The sequence below is a fragment of the Mesorhizobium sp. M0854 genome (assembly GCF_040319815.1).
Classification (GTDB): Bacteria; Pseudomonadota; Alphaproteobacteria; order Rhizobiales; family Rhizobiaceae; genus Mesorhizobium.
In genome coordinates this window covers 38509-55330 of sequence record NZ_JAMYOL010000018.1, presented here as the reverse complement: position 1 = coordinate 55330, position 16822 = coordinate 38509, and the positions used below count along the sequence as shown (strand labels likewise).

Annotated in this window: 18 protein-coding genes; 4 read left to right on the top strand and 14 right to left on the bottom strand. The window is 63.0% G+C overall.

Annotated elements, in window-relative coordinates; all coding sequences use genetic code 11:
- Positions 1 to 46 precede the first annotated feature (46 nt).
- The 3 genes from NKH99_RS23290 to NKH99_RS23280 form a co-directional block, all read right to left on the bottom strand.
- Positions 47 to 418 (bottom strand): antitoxin Xre/MbcA/ParS toxin-binding domain-containing protein, encoded by a 372-nt coding sequence (locus NKH99_RS23290; RefSeq protein ID WP_352470658.1) that lies wholly within the window; start codon positions 416 to 418, stop codon positions 47 to 49.
- A gap of 75 nt (positions 419 to 493) precedes the next feature.
- Positions 494 to 1735, bottom strand: coding sequence for a class I SAM-dependent RNA methyltransferase (locus NKH99_RS23285; RefSeq protein ID WP_353015783.1), 1242 nt, complete (start codon positions 1733 to 1735; stop codon positions 494 to 496).
- Complete coding sequence (locus tag NKH99_RS23280; protein WP_352449892.1) at positions 1732 to 2511, bottom strand: TlyA family RNA methyltransferase; 780 nt, start codon at positions 2509 to 2511, stop codon at positions 1732 to 1734. The genes NKH99_RS23285 and NKH99_RS23280 overlap by 4 nt, the downstream gene beginning before the upstream one ends.
- A gap of 163 nt (positions 2512 to 2674) precedes the next feature.
- On the opposite strand from NKH99_RS23280, the gene NKH99_RS23275 reads away from it, so the two are divergent.
- Positions 2675 to 3076 carry a GFA family protein gene (locus tag NKH99_RS23275; protein ID WP_352449893.1) on the top strand — a complete coding sequence of 134 codons (402 nt, stop codon included), beginning with the start codon at positions 2675 to 2677 and terminating at the stop codon, positions 3074 to 3076.
- A 27-nt stretch (positions 3077 to 3103) separates the two neighbouring features.
- Here the strand turns inward: NKH99_RS23275 and NKH99_RS23270 are convergent, their stop codons facing one another.
- The 7 genes from NKH99_RS23270 to NKH99_RS23240 all read right to left on the bottom strand — a co-directional run bounded on the left by NKH99_RS23270 (position 3104) and on the right by NKH99_RS23240 (position 8878).
- A complete protein-coding gene (locus tag NKH99_RS23270; RefSeq protein ID WP_352449894.1) occupies positions 3104 to 3397 on the bottom strand; it encodes a hypothetical protein in 294 nt (97 codons plus the stop codon).
- 211 nt (positions 3398 to 3608) lie between these two features.
- The gene (gene dxs / locus NKH99_RS23265; RefSeq protein ID WP_023674120.1) at positions 3609 to 5522 is read right to left on the bottom strand and encodes a 1-deoxy-D-xylulose-5-phosphate synthase; all 1914 of its coding nucleotides are present in this window, start codon (positions 5520 to 5522) and stop codon (positions 3609 to 3611) included.
- Positions 5523 to 5603: 81 nt separating this feature from the next.
- Positions 5604 to 6524, bottom strand: coding sequence for a pirin family protein (locus tag NKH99_RS23260; protein ID WP_352821156.1), 921 nt, complete (start codon positions 6522 to 6524; stop codon positions 5604 to 5606).
- Positions 6525 to 6533: 9 nt separating this feature from the next.
- Positions 6534 to 6800, bottom strand: coding sequence for a DUF2277 domain-containing protein (locus NKH99_RS23255; RefSeq protein WP_352768737.1), 267 nt, complete (start codon positions 6798 to 6800; stop codon positions 6534 to 6536).
- A gap of 109 nt (positions 6801 to 6909) precedes the next feature.
- Positions 6910 to 7161: an exodeoxyribonuclease VII small subunit gene (locus NKH99_RS23250; RefSeq protein ID WP_353015781.1), complete on the bottom strand. Its 252-nt coding sequence runs from the start codon at positions 7159 to 7161 to the stop codon at positions 6910 to 6912.
- 3 nt (positions 7162 to 7164) lie between these two features.
- A complete protein-coding gene (locus NKH99_RS23245; RefSeq protein ID WP_352969342.1) occupies positions 7165 to 8091 on the bottom strand; it encodes a histone deacetylase family protein in 927 nt (308 codons plus the stop codon).
- Positions 8092 to 8224: 133 nt separating this feature from the next.
- The gene (locus NKH99_RS23240; protein WP_352470664.1) at positions 8225 to 8878 is read right to left on the bottom strand and encodes a TetR/AcrR family transcriptional regulator; all 654 of its coding nucleotides are present in this window, start codon (positions 8876 to 8878) and stop codon (positions 8225 to 8227) included.
- 118 nt (positions 8879 to 8996) lie between these two features.
- Between NKH99_RS23240 and NKH99_RS23235 the strand changes: the two genes are divergently transcribed.
- Positions 8997 to 10220, top strand: a complete 1224-nt coding sequence (locus tag NKH99_RS23235) for an MFS transporter (RefSeq protein WP_353015779.1) — start codon at positions 8997 to 8999, stop codon at positions 10218 to 10220.
- Positions 10221 to 10278: 58 nt separating this feature from the next.
- Here the strand turns inward: NKH99_RS23235 and ribB are convergent, their stop codons facing one another.
- Positions 10279 to 11379, bottom strand: coding sequence for a 3,4-dihydroxy-2-butanone-4-phosphate synthase (ribB, locus tag NKH99_RS23230; RefSeq protein ID WP_352449900.1), 1101 nt, complete (start codon positions 11377 to 11379; stop codon positions 10279 to 10281).
- A gap of 128 nt (positions 11380 to 11507) precedes the next feature.
- Entirely contained in the window at positions 11508 to 12608 is a 1101-nt protein-coding gene (aroC, locus tag NKH99_RS23225; protein ID WP_353015777.1) for a chorismate synthase, read from the bottom strand.
- Between the two features lie 275 nt (positions 12609 to 12883).
- Here aroC and NKH99_RS23220 point away from each other — a divergent pair, with 275 nt between their 5' ends.
- Positions 12884 to 13147: a DUF1344 domain-containing protein gene (locus NKH99_RS23220; RefSeq protein ID WP_023716902.1), complete on the top strand. Its 264-nt coding sequence runs from the start codon at positions 12884 to 12886 to the stop codon at positions 13145 to 13147.
- A gap of 63 nt (positions 13148 to 13210) precedes the next feature.
- Here NKH99_RS23220 and NKH99_RS23215 read toward each other — a convergent pair whose 3' ends face one another.
- A complete protein-coding gene (locus tag NKH99_RS23215; RefSeq protein WP_352456876.1) occupies positions 13211 to 13798 on the bottom strand; it encodes a histidine phosphatase family protein in 588 nt (195 codons plus the stop codon).
- Between the two features lie 31 nt (positions 13799 to 13829).
- Positions 13830 to 14651, bottom strand: coding sequence for an enoyl-ACP reductase FabI (gene fabI, locus NKH99_RS23210; RefSeq protein ID WP_353015775.1), 822 nt, complete (start codon positions 14649 to 14651; stop codon positions 13830 to 13832).
- A 569-nt stretch (positions 14652 to 15220) separates the two neighbouring features.
- Here fabI and NKH99_RS23205 point away from each other — a divergent pair.
- Positions 15221 to 16801, top strand: coding sequence for a hypothetical protein (locus NKH99_RS23205; protein WP_352547542.1), 1581 nt, complete (start codon positions 15221 to 15223; stop codon positions 16799 to 16801).
- Positions 16802 to 16822: the final 21 nt, after the last annotated feature.

Here is a 16822-nt window from a genome sequence, read left to right as displayed (position 1 = left end):
AGCGGCCCAGCGCGGCACAAAAGCGCGCCACAGGGTCAGCCTGGTTTCAGGCATAGATGCCGGAGCGGACTGCCTCCAGATAGGCAAGCACCTTGTCCGTCTTGCCTTCGCGAACCAGATCGTAGGCGGTCTTTCCGGCCCAACCGGGGATCGGCTGATGCTTGAACCAGATCGCCGCACGATGTTCATCACCGGCCATCTCGCCGGCCATCGCCAGGATACGGACGATGGGACTCAATGCGGCGTCGACCTTGCGCGCACCGGACTCGGCGGCAAGCGTGTTGCGCGCGAGACCGGTCAGCCCCGCCAGTTCTGTCGTATTGACCCCTAGCAGTTCAGCGACCCGCCTTGGCGAGAGAAACGGCGCCCGCTCCTCGCCGAAGCACGATGGCGAAATTTCGAAGGCTGCGGTGCTCATGGCAATTCCCTAGCACGGTCTGAACGACGTGCGCTAAAAATGTGCTTTTTTGGTGCGCGTTTCAGGCCCTGGCTGCTAGCGTCTTCGTCTCGGCTTCTCCAACAGCGCCACGGCCTCGACATGCGGCGACCACAGGAACTGGTCGATCGGCGTCACGCTCTTCAGGGTATAGCCGCCGTCCATGAGGATGCGTAGGTCCCGCGCCAGCGTTACCGGATTGCAAGACACCGCAGCGACGAGCGGCACGTAGGAGCGCGCGATCTGCTTCGACTGGTCCTCGGCGCCGGCGCGAGGCGGGTCGAAGACAACGCCGTCAAAGGCATTCAACTCCTTGAATGTGAGCGGCCTCCGGAACAGGTCGCGACGTTCGCCGGTCACCCGCTTCAGGCCGCTGGCGAAACGGAATGCCCGGTCGAGCGCCGCGAGTGCTGCCGCATCGCCTTCCACCGCATGAACCTCAGATCTTGCGGCCAGGCGCAGCGCGAAGCTGCCGCAGCCGGCGAAGAGATCGGCGACCTTTTTGGCGCGCGCGAAATGCTGGCCGACAATGTTGGCCATCGCCTGTTCGGCAGCCTCGGTCGCCTGCAGGAAAGCGCCAGGCGGCACTGCGACGGCGACGCCACCAAACAGGACGACCGGTTTGTTTGGTTCGATGATGACCTCGCCGTCGACCGACAGCCTGGCTAGCCCCTCGGCGATGACGAAGTTGGAAGCGACGCGGCGCTGGTTCTCGCCGAGCTTGCCGGAATCGTGAACCGCGACATCGAGGCCGGAACCGGTCACCGTCACCGCCATGTGGAACGATTTGGTCGTGGTGCAGATCAGTCCGGCAAGCATCCTCAAACGGTCGAGCGCAGCGACGATCTGCGGCGCCGAGATCGGGCATTCCTCGATCGAGATGATCTCGGATGACAGCGCGCGAACGAAGCCGAACTGCATTCGCGCCTCGCTCCGCCGGGCGGTGAAGACGACGCGGCGGCGCGTGTGCGGTGCGCACGGCACCAGCGCCCCGACATCGGAAGCGATGCCCTTGCTCTTCAGCGCATGCACGACCTTTTCGCGCTTCCACCGGTGATAGGCTTCAGTCTCGAGATGCTGGACGGCGCAGCCGCCGCATGCGCCGAAATGCCGGCACGGCGGATCGACCCGCAACGGCGAAGCCTCAACGACCGACATCAAGGTGGCGCGATCTTTCTCCCGCGCGGCGGTGACGACCTCTCCCGGCAGCGCGAACGGAATGAAAACCTCGCCGGTTTCCGTCTCGGCGATGCCGTCGCCCTGCGAGCCCAACCTTGCGATCGTGAAACGGGTGCTCATCGCTTCTGGGTCTCGACGTCCTTGATGCCGCCGAGCAGGAACTCGCGGTTGCCGTCGCCGCCCTCTATCGGTGACAGATGAAGCCCCAGCGAGCGCCAGCCGGGAATGGCATCGAGCCAGTCCTGCATCAGGCCGGCAATGCGCGCCGCATCATAGGGGTCCTTCAGCAGGCCGCCCTTGCCGATCGCCTCGCGGCCGGCCTCGAATTGCGGCTTGACCAGAAACACAGCTTTTGCGCCATTCCTGGCCAAGGCAAGCGCCGGCGGCAGCGCCAGTTTCAGCGATATGAAGCTGACATCCGACACGATGAAATCCGGCACACGGCCGCCGAGATCGGCGGCCGACAGTTCGCGCGCATTCAGGCCTTCAATTACCGTCACGCGCGGATCGCCGGCAATGTCGGAGTGCATCTGGCCGTGCCCGACATCGATCGCCGTGACATGCGCCGCGCCGCGTTCGAGCAGCACCTGCGTGAAGCCGCCGGTCGAGGCGCCGACATCGAGCGCTTCGCTGCCGGTGGGGTCGAGGGCGAAATGGTCGAGACCAGCCTTCAGCTTCAGTGCGGCGCGCGACACGTAACCCTGCGCCGGATCGTCAACGACAATATTGCACTCAGGCAGAACGGCCTGGCCCGGCTTGAGGGCGACGATGCCATCGACCGTCACGGTGCCGCGCTCGACCGCGTCGCGGGCACGCGAGCGGCTGGCAAACAGACCGCGCTGGACGAGCAATTCGTCGAGCCGCTGGCGTATGCTGGCTGGCGGAAGGGAAGTCATCGGCCTTCATGGCGAAAGCCAACGATGATGGCAAGGAATTTGGCGATCAGACAAGGCGGGTGAGCGCATCAAGCCGCTGCGCTGTTTGTCGAGCCTCGCACGAGACCCGACGCAATGCTAAGAAAGAGATGCCGTTTAGCCGTCGAAACGTGGAGGAGGAAACATGCTGACGGGAACCTGCCACTGCGGCGCAGCCCACTGGACCCTGGAGGGCGATCCCGGTTCGATCACTGCCTGCAATTGCACACTTTGCCGTCGCTACGGCACGCTCTGGGCTTATGACCATGTCGACGAACGCATCCGCCTTGCCGGGCCCGTAAGCGCCTATCGGCGCGTCGGAAAGGCTCATCCTTCGCTTGAGATTCTCTTCTGCCCAACCTGCGCTTGCGTCCTGGCCTGGCGCGGTTTGCATCCCGATGCGGCTGGGCGCTACCGCATCGCCGTCAATGTGAGGCTTGCGCCGCCCGAGGCCGTCGCCGATCTCCCGATCGACCATTTCGATGGTCTCGATGCATTCGAGGATTTGCCGAGAGATGGTCGCTGTGTGCGGGATATGTGGTTCTAGTTTCTAGAGTCTCTTCGGGATCATGCTTTAGAATATGGTCCGCGAAACCCGCCGTTCGACGGCCGGCGTCAGACCGTCGCTGCTGTCGCCGAACACCTGCGGGCGCGGCCGGTCAACGGAAATTGACGCCTTCGGTGAGGTATCTGGCATGACGACAAATTGCGGCGCCTGCTTGTAGGAAAAGCCGCCACGGATCTCGCCGATCTTGCCGGCGACGATGCCCATCACCGCCTCTTCGAGTTTGCGGTCGTAGCGCGTTTCGGCCCCGGCCGACGCGGCGAAGATGGCCGCAAGCGCGATGCCGCCCAAAAGCGATCTCATTGGTCTTCTTTCCCCTGCCTGGTTGCCTTCTAGCAGGGCAGCGTTGAAGAACGGCCAAAGGACACGGTAAGCAAATCGCCAAACGGCAGCGTAAACAGCAGGTTACGACTGTTCGCCGGCAATTTGATTCAAGCAGTTGAGATATTGATTCAGGCTAGCATCTTGCAGCCAAGTTGAATCGCTTCGGCGTCGCGGGAAATGCGTCTAAAAACTAGGCGCGCTGGGCCTGCGCGGTATGCCCCAGCGCCACGAACACGGTGCGCACGATGCCGGCGCTGTCCAGCCCGGCATCGGCATACATCTTTTCCGGCTTGGCATGGTCGACAAATGTGTCGGGCAGCACCAACGGGCGCACCTTCAGGCCGCTCTCCAGCAGCCCTTCATGGGCCAGGAACTGCAGCACATGGCTGGCGAAGCCGCCGACCGCGCCCTCTTCCACCGTCACCAGTATCTCGTGTGAACGGGCCAGCCGCCGGATCAGGTCCTCGTCGAGCGGCTTGGCAAAACGGGCATCGGCGACCGTGGTCGAAAGCCCGGCCGCGCCAAGCTCCTCGGCCGCGGCCAGGCAATCCTGCAGCCTGGTGCCGAAGGAAAGCAGCGCAACCTTGGTGCCTTCCCTGACGATCCGGCCCTTGCCGATCTCCAATACCGAGCCGCGTTGCGGCATCTCGACACCAACGCCGTTGCCGCGCGGGTAGCGAAAGGCGATCGGGCCGTCATCGTAGCTTGCAGCGGTGCGTACCATGTGGCGCAGCTCGGCCTCATCGGCCGCGGCCATGACGACGAAACCGGGCAGCGTCGCCAGGAAGGTCGTGTCGAAGGCGCCGCAATGGGTGGCACCATCGGCGCCGACGAAGCCGGCGCGGTCGATCGGAAAGCGCACCGGCAATTTCTGGATCGCCACGTCGTGGACGACCTGGTCGTAGGCGCGCTGGAGAAAGGTCGAGTAGATCGCCGCGAAAGGCTTGAAGCCTTCCGTGGCAAGGCCGGCGGCGAAGGTCACCGCATGCTGCTCGGCGATGCCGACATCGAAGGTCCTCGCCGGAAACGCCTCGCCGAACAGGTCAAGCCCGGTGCCGTTCGGCATGGCGGCGGTGATGGCGACGATGCGGTCGTCCTCTCGGGCCTCCTGGATCAGGCTTTCGGCAAACACCTTGGTGTAGCTCGGCGCATTGGCGGGCGCCTTGGCCTGGGCGCCGGTGATGACGTCGAATTTGTTGACGCCATGATATTTGTCGGCCGCCGCCTCGGCCGGGGCGTAGCCCTTGCCCTTCTGGGTCACGACATGGATCAGCACCGGGCCGTCGGCATTGTCGCGGACGTTCTTCAGCACCGGGATCAGGTGCTCGAGGTTGTGACCGTCGATCGGGCCGATGTGGTAGAACCCCATTTCCTCGAACAACGTGCCGCCGGTGACGTAACCGCGCGCATGCTCGACCGCTCGCTTGATGGCGCGATCGGCGCGCTCGCCGAGATATGACGTCAGCTTCTTGCCGAAATCGCGCAAGCCCAGATAGGTCTTGCCCGACGCCAGACGGGCCAGATAGGCGCTCATTGCTCCGGTCGGCGGAGCGATCGACATATCGTTGTCGTTCAAGATGACGATCAGCCGGGCATCGAGTGCGCCGGCATTGTTCATCGCCTCATAGGCCATGCCGGCCGACATGGCGCCGTCGCCGATGACGGCAATGACATTGTTGCGGCCATCGGACAGATCGCGCGCCATCGCCATGCCGAGGCCGGCTGAAATCGAGGTCGAGGAGTGGGCTGCGCCGAACGGATCGTATTCGCTCTCGACGCGACGGGTGAAGCCGGACAGGCCGCCCTCCTGGCGCAGCGTGCGGATGCGGTCGCGGCGGCCGGTCAGGATCTTGTGCGGATAGGCCTGGTGGCCGACGTCCCAGATCAGCCGGTCGTCCGGCGTGTTGAAGACGTAGTGCAGCGCGACGGTCAACTCGACCACGCCAAGGCCGGCGCCGAGATGGCCGCCGGTGTGGGAAACGACGTCGATCAGTTCGGCGCGAAGCTCTGACGCAAGCTGCGGCAGGTCGCCTTCGGCAAGCGTGCGCAAATCGGCTGGGACGCGGACCTTGTCGAGAAGCGGCGTATCGGGCTTTGCGTTCACTGTTTGCGAGCCTGGTCAGATTTTCTGTTCATCGTGAAATATGCCGCTGGCCGGCGAATGTAAATGTGGCGGTAACGCGCATCAGCTTTCGGGCAGCGGGATGAACTCTTGCTCGTCTCCAGGAACGATATCGAAGCGGCCTGTCTTCCATTCTTCTTTCGCCTGCTCGATGCGTTCCTTTGAGGACGATACGAAATTCCACCAGATATAGCGTTTCGAACCGAGCGAGGCGCCGCCAAACAGCATGAAATGGGCGCCGCGTTCCGATGAGACAACGATTTCGTCGCCGGGCCGGAAGACCAGCAGCCGCTCGGCCGGGAAGCGGTCACCGGATATCGAAACCTCGCCTTCCAGCGTATAGATGGCGCGCTCCTCGGCATCGGCCGGGATTTTCACGCCGGCACCCGGCGCCAGCCTGAGATCGGCATAAAGTGTGTCCGAAGCGGTGGCGACCGGGGAGCGCAGTCCGGAAAACGCACCGATGATCACACGGCCGCTGACCCCCTCGGCCTCGACTTCGGGCAGGCGCAGGGCTGCGGTGTTCTCGAAGACCGGCGCGACCTCCTCCTTGCCGTCCGGCAGCGCCAGCCATGTCTGCAGGCCGGAAACCGACATCGGCGCGCCGCGCAGTTCTTCCGGCGTGCGCTCCGAATGGACGATGCCACGGCCGGCGGTCATCAAATTCACGTCGCCGGGCTGGATTACCATCTCGGTGCCGAGCGAATCGCGGTGCCTGATCTTGCCGTCGAACAGGTAAGTCACCGTAGACAGGCCGATATGTGGGTGCGGACGCACGTCGAGCGCCTGGCCCGCTCGCAGAACGGCTGGACCCATGCGGTCGAAGAAGATGAAAGGTCCGACCAGCCGGCGCCTGGCCGTCGGCAGGGCGCGGCGAACCTGAAATCCGCCAATATCCTTGGCATTCGGAATGACCATCAGCTCGATCTGATCGCTGGCGAAGGCATCGCCTATCTGCGGATCGTTTCCGGGAAAGAAGCTCACACGGTCCCCTCAGGCGAAGCGAAGTGCGGATTTGGCCTTCGCCTTGGCCGTCACCTCTTCGCGATTGCGCGGATGCTGCGTCGTCTCGAGGCTGTCGAGCAATTCGCGCGCCGAGGCGGCAATGGCCTCGACGGCATGGTCGAACGCATGCTGGTTCTGTTTCGACGGCCGCGTCGTTCCGCTCAGCTTGCGGACAAACTGAAGTGCGGCATCGCGGACCTCGTCATTGGTTGCCGGCGGATCGAAATTGAACAGGGTCTTGATGTTTCTGCACATCCTTCGCAATCTCCTCTCGTCCTGGAGCCGTTTCAAACGGGATGAGTTTTATCCTCAATCGTGATGATGTCCAAAGCCGGTAAGCAAAATTGTCGTTCGAGGCCGCGCCTCAATCCGCGTCCAACGGCTCTGTCCCCACCGGCTTGCCGTCACGCGACAGCCTGATTTTCTCGACCTTGTCCTCGGCCGCCTTCAGCAGCCGGTCGCAATGCGCCTTCAGCGCCTCGCCGCGCTCGTAGATGCGGATCGACTGGTCGAGCGGAACGTCGCCGCGCTCCAGATCGTCGACGATCCTCTCCAGCGCCTCGAGCGCCTGCTCGAAGCTCATCGCCTTGATATCCTCGTTAGTCTCACCAGCCATCATCTATCCCTTCATCAGCCGCCCGACATGGGCGGCGACTGAAAATGCCAATCCCTGCAGATCGTAGCCGCCCTCGAGCACGCTGACGAGCCGGTTGCGGCTATGGCGCCCGGCTCGTTCGAGCAACTGGCCGGTCGCCCAGTCGAAATCATCCTCAGTCAGGTTGATCTCGGCCAGCGGATCGCGGTGGTGGGCATCGAAACCGGCGGAGATGATGATGAGATCGGGCGCAAAATTGTCGAGCGCCGGCAGGATGCGTGACAGAAAGGCGTCGCGAAAACTATCGCTGCCGCTCTGCGGCGCCAGCGGCGCGTTGACGATGTTGCCGGCGCCGGTTTCGCTCACAGCCCCGGTTCCCGGGTAAAGCGGCATCTGGTGTGTCGAGCAATAGAGCACCGATGGATCGTCCCAGAAAATGTCCTGCGTGCCGTTGCCGTGATGTACATCCCAGTCGACGACGGCGACACGGTCGGCGCCATGGTTCTTCTGCGCGTAGCGTGCCGCGATCGCGGCGGTGTTGAACAGGCAAAAACCCATGGAGGTGGTCTTTTCGGCATGATGGCCGGGCGGCCGTGCGGCGACGAAGACGTTTTCGGCACGGCCGGTGAAGACGTCGTCGACCGCGGCGTTGGCTGCGCCGATCGCGGTCACGGCCGCCTGCCAGCTCTTCGGGCTGGCGGTGGTGTCGGCATCGATACGGGCGATGCCGGTGTCCGGTATCGCTGCACGGACCCGTTCGACGAATTCGGGCGGATGTGCGTAGAGGATGGTTGCCTCGTTGCCTTCCGGCGCCTGGACGCGATCGAGCGCCGCGAACGCCTCGTCGTCAAGCACACGCTCTATGGCGCGCAAACGGTCCGGCCGCTCCGGATGACCGGGCGGTGTTATGTGCTCGAGGAAAATCGGGTGGGTATAAAGTCGCGTGACCATGCCCCGATATAGGCGCGCCTCGCCGCTTTGGCCATGTTTTCGCGCGCTGGTGAGGCGATGTTCAACAGGGTTTAGGCAACCGGCGTCGGCTGAGCCCACCGCGAGCCGCCTGGGATCGGCGAAAAGAATGACCTCAGGCCGGTGATCGGTCAATCTGGGGCTGCTTCGCTGACGATCGATCAGGCTTAGGCAGCTTGCCGGTGCGATTGAGCAGCCCTTCCAGAAGAACCTTGAACGCCTTCACTGCCTTCTTCGACGTCGCTTCGGGATCGTTCGAATTTGCGATCCACTGCGCCCCATGCAACGAGGCGCCGCTGACCAGCCTTGCCGCGGCTTCGGGATCGACGGCGAGAATTGTCCCCTCGTCGCTCAGTCTTTGCAGGCTCTCCGTCATCGAGCGGATGCATGTGCTCTGGCTTGGCCATTGCGATGGATCGCCGAGCACCGCCGGCCCGTCACGAAGCACGATACGCTGGATCTCCGGCTCCAGTGCCATCTCGATATAGGCGGTGCATTCGTCGACAAAGCCCTGCCAGAGATTGCCCGGCTTGGCCGAAACGACCTTCAGCCGGGCTGCCATTTCGGCGTCGATCTCGGCGATAACCGCCTGGAGTAGGCCCTTCTTGTCGCCGAAGTGATGATAGAGCGCACCGCGCGTCAGCCCGGCCGATGCCGTGAAGTCATCCATCGAGGCTTCGGCATAGCCGAGCGTGCCGAAGGCCTGGCGCGCCGCTCCGATCAGCTTGGCGCGGGTTTCGGCAATCATCTCCTTGCGTGGTCTATGCATGCTCTGGCCCTATTAACATACGTCTCGTATGCCAATTGACATACGCCGCGTATGATCTATTTAAAGTCATACGCCACGTATGTAATCGCCGAACCGGCCGTTGTCGAGGAACCAAACCATGCAAAATCCCTATTCCCAGATCTTTCGCGCGCCGGGCGCCAAGGGCTTTGCCGCCGCCGGCTTCGTTGCCCGGCTGCCGATGGCCATGGCTCCGATCGGGATCGTCGCGATGCTGTCGCAGACCGATGGCGAATACTGGCTGGCCGGTGCCGTCTCCGCGACATATGCGCTGGCCAACGCTTTCGTCGCCCCGCAGGTATCGCGACTCGTGGACCGCCTGGGCCAGACGCGGATTGTGGTGCCGACCACTGTGATTTCCACGCTCGCTTTTGCGATCCTGATTGCAGCGGCCAATCAGCATTGGCCGATATGGACGCTATTCGTCTCGGCGCTGCTCGCCGCCGTCATGCCCAGCATACCGGCAATGGTGCGCGCACGCTGGACCGAGATTTTTCGCAACCGCCCCGAGTTGAACACGGCGTTCGCCTTCGAGTCGGCGGCGGACGAACTGGTGTACATCGCCGGCGCATCGCTGTCGGTCGGACTGAGCGTCGCGCTTTTCCCGGAAGCAGGAGTGCTCGCGAGCACATTGTTCCTCGCCTTCGGTTCGACGGCTTTCATCCTGCAGCGCTCGACCGAACCGCGAGCCCGACCGGTGGAACACGGTTCGGGCGGCTCGGCAATCCGCCTGCGGCCGGTCCAGATCATCACCTTGGCCCTGATCTTCATCGGCGCGACCTTCGCCACCACGGAGGTGAGCACCGTGGCGATCACCAAGGAGCTTGGCCAGCCGGGCGCCGCCAGCTTCGTCATCGGCGTCTACGCGCTCGGATCGTTCGTCGTCGGCATCATCATCGGCGCCCTGAACCTGAAAGTGCCGCTGCAGATTCAGCTTGCCATCGCAATCGCCATCATTGCGCTTACCACGCTGCCGCTGCTCGTCGCCGACACCGTGCCGCTGCTGGCACTGGCCGTCTTCGTCAGCGGCGTGGCAATCTCGCCGACCTTCATCACAGCATTCGGCCTGATCGAGCGGCGCGTGCCCGAGGCGGTGCTGACCGAAGGCGTGACCTGGGTGATGACCGGCATCGGCATCGGCATGGCGCTCGGCTCGTTCGCCGCCGGCTGGGTGGTGGACGCTTTCGGCGCGCAGAACGGGTTCTGGGTATCGGTGGCATCGGGCACAATCGCGCTGGTCATCGTGCTCGCCGGCCAGCGCAGCCTTGCCGCGCCGGACTGCGACATGGCTGCATGCGACGCAGCCGCGGTCGCTGCGGAATAGTTTCCGGTGCGTCCGGCCCGAGCCGGGGCCGGACGCATACCAGCACCGTGAGAATGGCCTAAAGAATCTCGGTCTTGGCGATGTGGATGCCAAAACCTTCGAGGCCGACATAATGGCGCTCGCGCGAGGCGATCAGATTGATCGAGGAAATGCCGAGATCCTTGAGGATTTGCGCGCCGAGGCCGATCTCGCGCCATTCGTTTTCGCGGCGGCGAGCCTCTTCATGGTCCTCGCGGTCGCCGGCAGCCGGCCGCTTGCGCTCCTGATGGGCGACGCCGACCGAGCCTTCGCGCAGATAGACGATGACGCCGCGTTGGCGCTCGCCCATTGCCTTCATGATGGCGTCCAGCCTGTGGCTGGTGCCGAAGACGTCGCTGACCACGTCCTCGGAATGAAGGCGCACCGGCACCTCGACGCCGTCGCGGATATCGCCGAAGACGACCGCCACGTGATGCATGGAGTCCCAGGGCAGCGTGTAGGTGAAGACCTGCGCCTTGCCGCCCGGCGTCTCGATGTCGGAACAGGCGACGCGCTCGACCAGCGTTTCCTTGCGTTGCCGGTAGCCGATAAGGTCGGCAACCGAGATCTGCTTCAACCCGTGCTTTTCGGCGAAGGCCTGCACCTGCGGGCCACGCATAACGGTGCCGTCATCATTGACCAGCTCGGAAATGACGCCGACCGGCGGCAGGCCGGCGAGCTTGCAGAGGTCGACAGCGGCTTCGGTATGGCCCGAACGCATCAGCACGCCGCCTTCGCGCGCGATCAGCGGAAAGATGTGGCCGGGGCGCACGAAATCGGACGCGCCGACATTGCCATTGGCGAGATTGCGCACCGTCAGCGTGCGGTCGTCCGCCGAAATGCCGGTCGTGGTGCCGTGCTTGAAGTCGACGCTGACGGTAAAGGCGGTGGTGTGGGCGGAATCATTGTCAGCCACCATCGGCGACAGGTTGAGCCGCTTTGCTTCCTCGCGCGGCATCGGCGTGCAGACGATGCCTGACGTGTTGCGGACGATGAACGCCATCTTTTCCGGCGTGCAATGGACGGCGGCTACGATCAGGTCGCCCTCGTTCTCGCGGCCGTCATCGTCCATGACGACGACGATCTCGCCGCGCTCGAAGGCGCGCAGGGCTTCGACGATTTTCTTCTGGTCGTAGGGCATGGGTGCTCGCTTCGCTCGCGGGAACAGGGGAGTAAGGCAGTAGGGCAGTACGGGAGTAGGGAAAAGGAAAAAATGCTGTCGTGGGAGCTGCGTAACCTACTCCCCTACTCCCCTACTCCCCTACTCCCCTACTCCCCTCCCGTTTGTCCCCGATGACGCAGATAATGATCGGCAATGGCGCAGGCAACCATCGCCTCGCCGATCGGTACGGCGCGGATGCCGACGCATGGATCGTGCCGGCCCTTGGTCATGATCTCGACGTCGTTACCGTCCTTGTCGATCGACTTTCGCGGCGTCAGGATCGACGAGGTCGGCTTGACGGCGAAACGCGCGACGATCGCCTGGCCGGTCGAGATGCCGCCGAGGATGCCGCCGGCATTGTTGGACAGGAAGACCGGCTTGCTGTCATTGCCCATGCGCATCTCATCGGCATTCTCCTCGCCGGTGATGCGGGCGGCCTCGAAACCGTTGCCGATCTCGACGCCCTTGACGGCGTTGATCGACATCAGGCCGGCGGCGATGTCCTGGTCGAGCTTGGCATAGATCGGCGCGCCAAGCCCCGCCGGAACGCCGTCGGCGACGATCTCGATGACCGCACCGACCGAGGAGCCCGCCTTGCGGATGCCGTCCAGATATTTGGTGAAGACGGCGACGGACGCCGGATCAGGCGTGAAGAACGGGTTTTCGGCGTCGCCGACGAAATTCCAGTTCCAATTGGCGCGATCGATCGATTTATCGCCCATCGACACCAGCGCGCCGCGCACCACCATGCCGGGCACGACCTTGCGGGCAAGCGCTCCGGCCGCCACCCGCGCCGCCGTCTCACGCGCCGAGGAGCGGCCGCCGCCGCGGTAATCGCGCAGGCCGTATTTGACCTCGTAAGTGTAATCGGCATGGCCCGGCCGGAACTGACGGGCGATGTCGCCGTAATCTTTGGAGCGCTGGTCGATATTGTCGATCAGCATCGACACCGGCGTGCCGGTGGTGATCATCGTCTCACCGTCCTCATCGAGGATGAAGCCGGACAGGACCTTCACCTCGTCAGGTTCGCGACGTTGCGTCACAAAACGTGACTGGCCCGGGCGGCGCTTGTCGAGTTCGGCCTGGATCTCGTCGCGAGTGAAGCGGATGCCTGGCGGACAGCCGTCGACGACGCAGCCCAGCGCCGGCCCGTGGCTTTCGCCCCAGGTGGTGACGCGGAAAAGATGGCCGAACGTGTTGTGCGACATGGAACCAGCCCTGCCGGCGTCGGAGCCGGCTCAGCGCATGAGCCCGAAAATCGGAGCGATTTTCGGAAAGGATCATGCACAAAATCAAAAGTGCTACAGCGTCCCTTGCGCGTCCAGGAGGACGCGCGACACTGTCGCCTGCCTTCTATTGGCGTTTTCCACAGTGGTCAAACTGTGATCCCGCGGATTTAGTTTTGACACATTCGATTGGTTTCTGCTCAGTTCCGTTCCGTTGGACCGAGCCGCTGTACCGGCAATGATTAAAGAGGACGATGATGCGTATCCTGATTGGCGCTGTTGCCGCCACGCTGTTGATTTCCACCGCCGCCTTCGCCGGCCAGACCGAAGGCCTGATCAAGAAGGTCGACAAGGATGCGCTGACGCTGACGCTGGACGACGGCAAGTCCTACAAGCTGAACGCCGAAACCGACCTCGATGCGCTGAAGCCAGGCATGGACATCGTCCTCGCCTACGACGTGACCAATGGCGAGAACGTCGTCACCGACATGGAATTGCCGGACACCGGATCGACCGAGTAGGACGCGTCGATATTCAGCTGATGCCGGCCCGACCTGATCTCAACATACGCTAGGTCATCGGTCTCAGAGCCACTCCAGGCGCCGGCCGTCCAGTCTGAGCACGCGATCCTGCGGCACTTCCATGCTGACCGCATCTTGTTCGGACATCCCCAGTACCAAGCGGAACATTACGCGCATGATGCCACCATGGGTCACGCAGACCGTCTGGCGATCGAGCGCGTCGAACCACGGCTTCACCCGTTCGAGCAGCATCTGGTAGCTTTCGGCGCCCTCGCCGGGCGGCTGGAAATTCCATTTATCGAGGCGGCGGCGCCTGGTCGAACCGGGATTGTTCGCCTCGAGTTCGGCAAAGGTGAAGCCCTGCCAGTCGCCAAAGCTCAATTCCACGAGCAGCGGCTCGGTGCGATAGGCGTGCGGATCGAGCTTCATCGCCGCGCGCAGGCGCTCCATCGTCTCGCGCGTGCGCCGCATCGGGCTGGCGACAAAATCGAAATCTTCGGGCTTGTCGATGAGTTCGGCCAGCCTGCGCCCGTTGCGGCTAGCCTGCTCGCGGCCGAGCTCGTTGAGGTCGGTATCGGCCTGCCCCTGCAGCCGGGCCTCGGCGTTCCACGCCGTCTGGCCGTGGCGCACGATATAGACGAGCGGGTACATCAGGTCTTCCGGAAGAGGTCAGGCGGTGGCGTCAGTCCTTGACCGTCGAAATATCCGGCGCGTCGACCGCCTTCATGCCGACGACATGATAGCCGGAATCGACATGATGGATCTCGCCGGTGACGCCGCGCGAAAGGTCGGACAGGAAATAGACGCCGGAATCGCCAACCTCTTCCTGCGTGACCGTCTGCTTCAACGGCGAATTGTATTCGTTCCACTTCAGGATGTAGCGGAAATCGCCGATGCCGGATGCGGCAAGCGTCTTGATCGGGCCGGCGGAGATCGCGTTGACGCGGATCTTCTTGGCGCCGAGATCGACGGCCAGATAGCGCACGCTGGCCTCGAGTGCCGCCTTGGCGATACCCATGACGTTGTAGTGCGGCATCACCTTTTCCGCGCCGTAATAGGTCAGCGTCAGCAGCGAGCCGCCGTCGGCCATCAGCGCCTCGGCACGTTTGGCGATGGTGGTGAAGGAATAGACCGAAATATCCATGGTGCGCAGGAAATTGTCGCGCGTCGTCTCGACATAGCGGCCGGTCAGTTCGTCCTTGTCGGAAAAGGCGATGGCGTGGACGAGGAAATCGAGCTTGCCACCCCAGTGCTTGTTGACATTTTCGAACACCGCATCGAGGCTGGCCGGGTCGGTCACATCACAATGGCCGGCGACATGCGCGCCCAGTTCCGCCGCGAGCGGCTCGACGCGTTTCTTGAACGCCTCGCCCTGATAGGTCAGCGCGATCTCGGCGCCATGGTCGACACAGGCCTTGGCGATGCCGTAAGCGATCGAGCGATTGTTGGCGATGCCAAGGATAAGGCCGCGCTTGCCGGCCATAAGGCCCCGTCCACCCGCCATGTCAGGCTCTCCGAAAGGTTCTCTGCTTTGTGGAGTGCCTATCGCACAGCCACAGTGCCCCTTCAAGCGTTCAAAGCGGACAGTTCGCGGGACAAAGCGGTGCTCAGCAGTGCCGCGCGTCCTTTGGAGGTGCAAAGGACGCTGTAGCGCTTTGACCTTGCAGTCATGGGCCGGTGGGAAAAATCCGACACCTAGTGTCCGTGTGGCACGGCGGAAGAGGACCCTTTGGCGGAAGTTCGTTGGCCCGTGGCCGAAGCACGCTCATGACCCCAAGCCGACAATGGGACCGCTTACATCGAACGACCGCTTGATGTCGCTACCGAGTCCTTCCGTCACAGCAGAAATCCCGTCTCGAATCCTTTGCCACGTGTAGGTTTGACCTCACGGAAGCCGAGAATTACAGATAGACTTATATTAGCAGATGCTATATTAGGGTGCGGGGACGCGAGGGGCCGCTAGTGTACTCGGATTGCCGTCCTTTCCTTAGATTGATTGGGCCATTCGCGATTGAGAGCGCGGATGGCGCGGACGTCACGCCGCATGGCAGACGGTCTAAGGCGCTCTTGGCCATGCTCGCCCTGGCACCCAACGGTACGCGGAGCCGAAAATGGCTGCAAAGCAAGCTCTGGAGCACTCGCGGCGAGGAGCAGGGTGCAGCAAGCTTGCGGCAGGAGCTGTCCGAGGTTCGGAAGTCGCTCCGCAGCGCCGGCATTGATCTAATCTCGACCGATCGTGATGTGGTTCGACTCGACGTCGCTTCGATCGGCATCGATTTGAACGATCCACCCGAAGGCTCTGCCACGCGTGATCTGCTTGAGGGCCTCGATATTCGCGATCCAGAGTTCGAGGATTGGCTTCGTGAGCAAAGAAGCCAATGGCCCCGGCCTCGCACAGTGCCAGCAAACGTCTTTCCTGTTGCCGCGGCAGATCAGTTGTCCGGACAGCGAAGCGCCTCACTTCTGAATTCGTCGCGGCTATGCTTGGGCCTAGTTCGCGATGCCAGGTGGACGGAGGGCTCCGCTAACAGGGCCGTCAGCGACCTTGTCCTGGATCTGGTGGTTCGATCGATCCTGAATTTCGAAGTGGTCGACGTCGTGGATTTTCAAGCGCAGGGACCGCTGACCCAAGCGCCTGACACAGCGCTACCAGACTGGCTGTTGCAAACCAGGGCAACGGTGGTGGGCGACAGAGTGGGCCTGACATTTGCATTAATTGCGCCCGGTGACAGCCGGCTCTTGTGGTCGCATACGGATTTTCTCGAGCCGGCCGACCTGACTGGCCCGGCGAGCCTGAAGCTGATGTCGTTGGTCAATCAGATCGTGTTTTCGATCCTCGAATTCGTTCTCGATCCTAAGTCCATCCGCGACGAGCCCCGACACCGGGCGTCTCGGCTTGCATTGACAGCGCTGCGACAGGTATTCCGCATGCGCGATACGGACCTGGATTCGGCGGAGCGCATGCTCGCCGAAGCATATGAGCTCGACCCGCGTAGCACGTATCTGGCGTGGCAGCTGTTTGTGTTTGTCACCCGCTTTGGCGAGAGACGGGTCGGCCGCTCGGGCACCTTTCACGATCAGGTTCGGGAATGCGCCAGTCGCGCCGTCGAAGTGGCCCCCTTCAATCCTATCACCCTGGCGTTGGCCGCTCATGCCCATTCGTTCGTCTTTCGTGAATACGCACAGGCACTGGAACTCGCCGATCGAGCGATAGCCGCTAACCCGCTACAAGCCATTTGCTGGGACATGCGTGCCTTGACGCTCGGCTATCTCGGCGAAGTGAAGCGTGGCTATGAGGATGCGATGCGCGCACGTGCACTGGGCGGGCCTCCCCTGTATCGTTACTGCATCGATACCACGTGCTGCATCTTGGCAACTCTGAACGGGCGCTTCGAGGAGGGGATACGTCACGGCGAGCGTGTCCTTGCGCAGCAACCCACATACCTACCCGCCTTGAGATACTCGGCTGCCTGCCACGGGCATTTGGGGCAGACTGTGGAGGCAGTTCGAACTATCGAACGCTTGCGCGCCTGGGAGCCGGATTTCTCGCTCGAGCTGCTTTCGGAGGAGAATTATCCAATTGCAGGCGTACTCGGAGTTTCGGTTATCAAGAGCGGGTTGTCGCGGATAACGCTGCCAAGGTACGCACCCTAGCGCTGCGCACCGCAGGCGTTA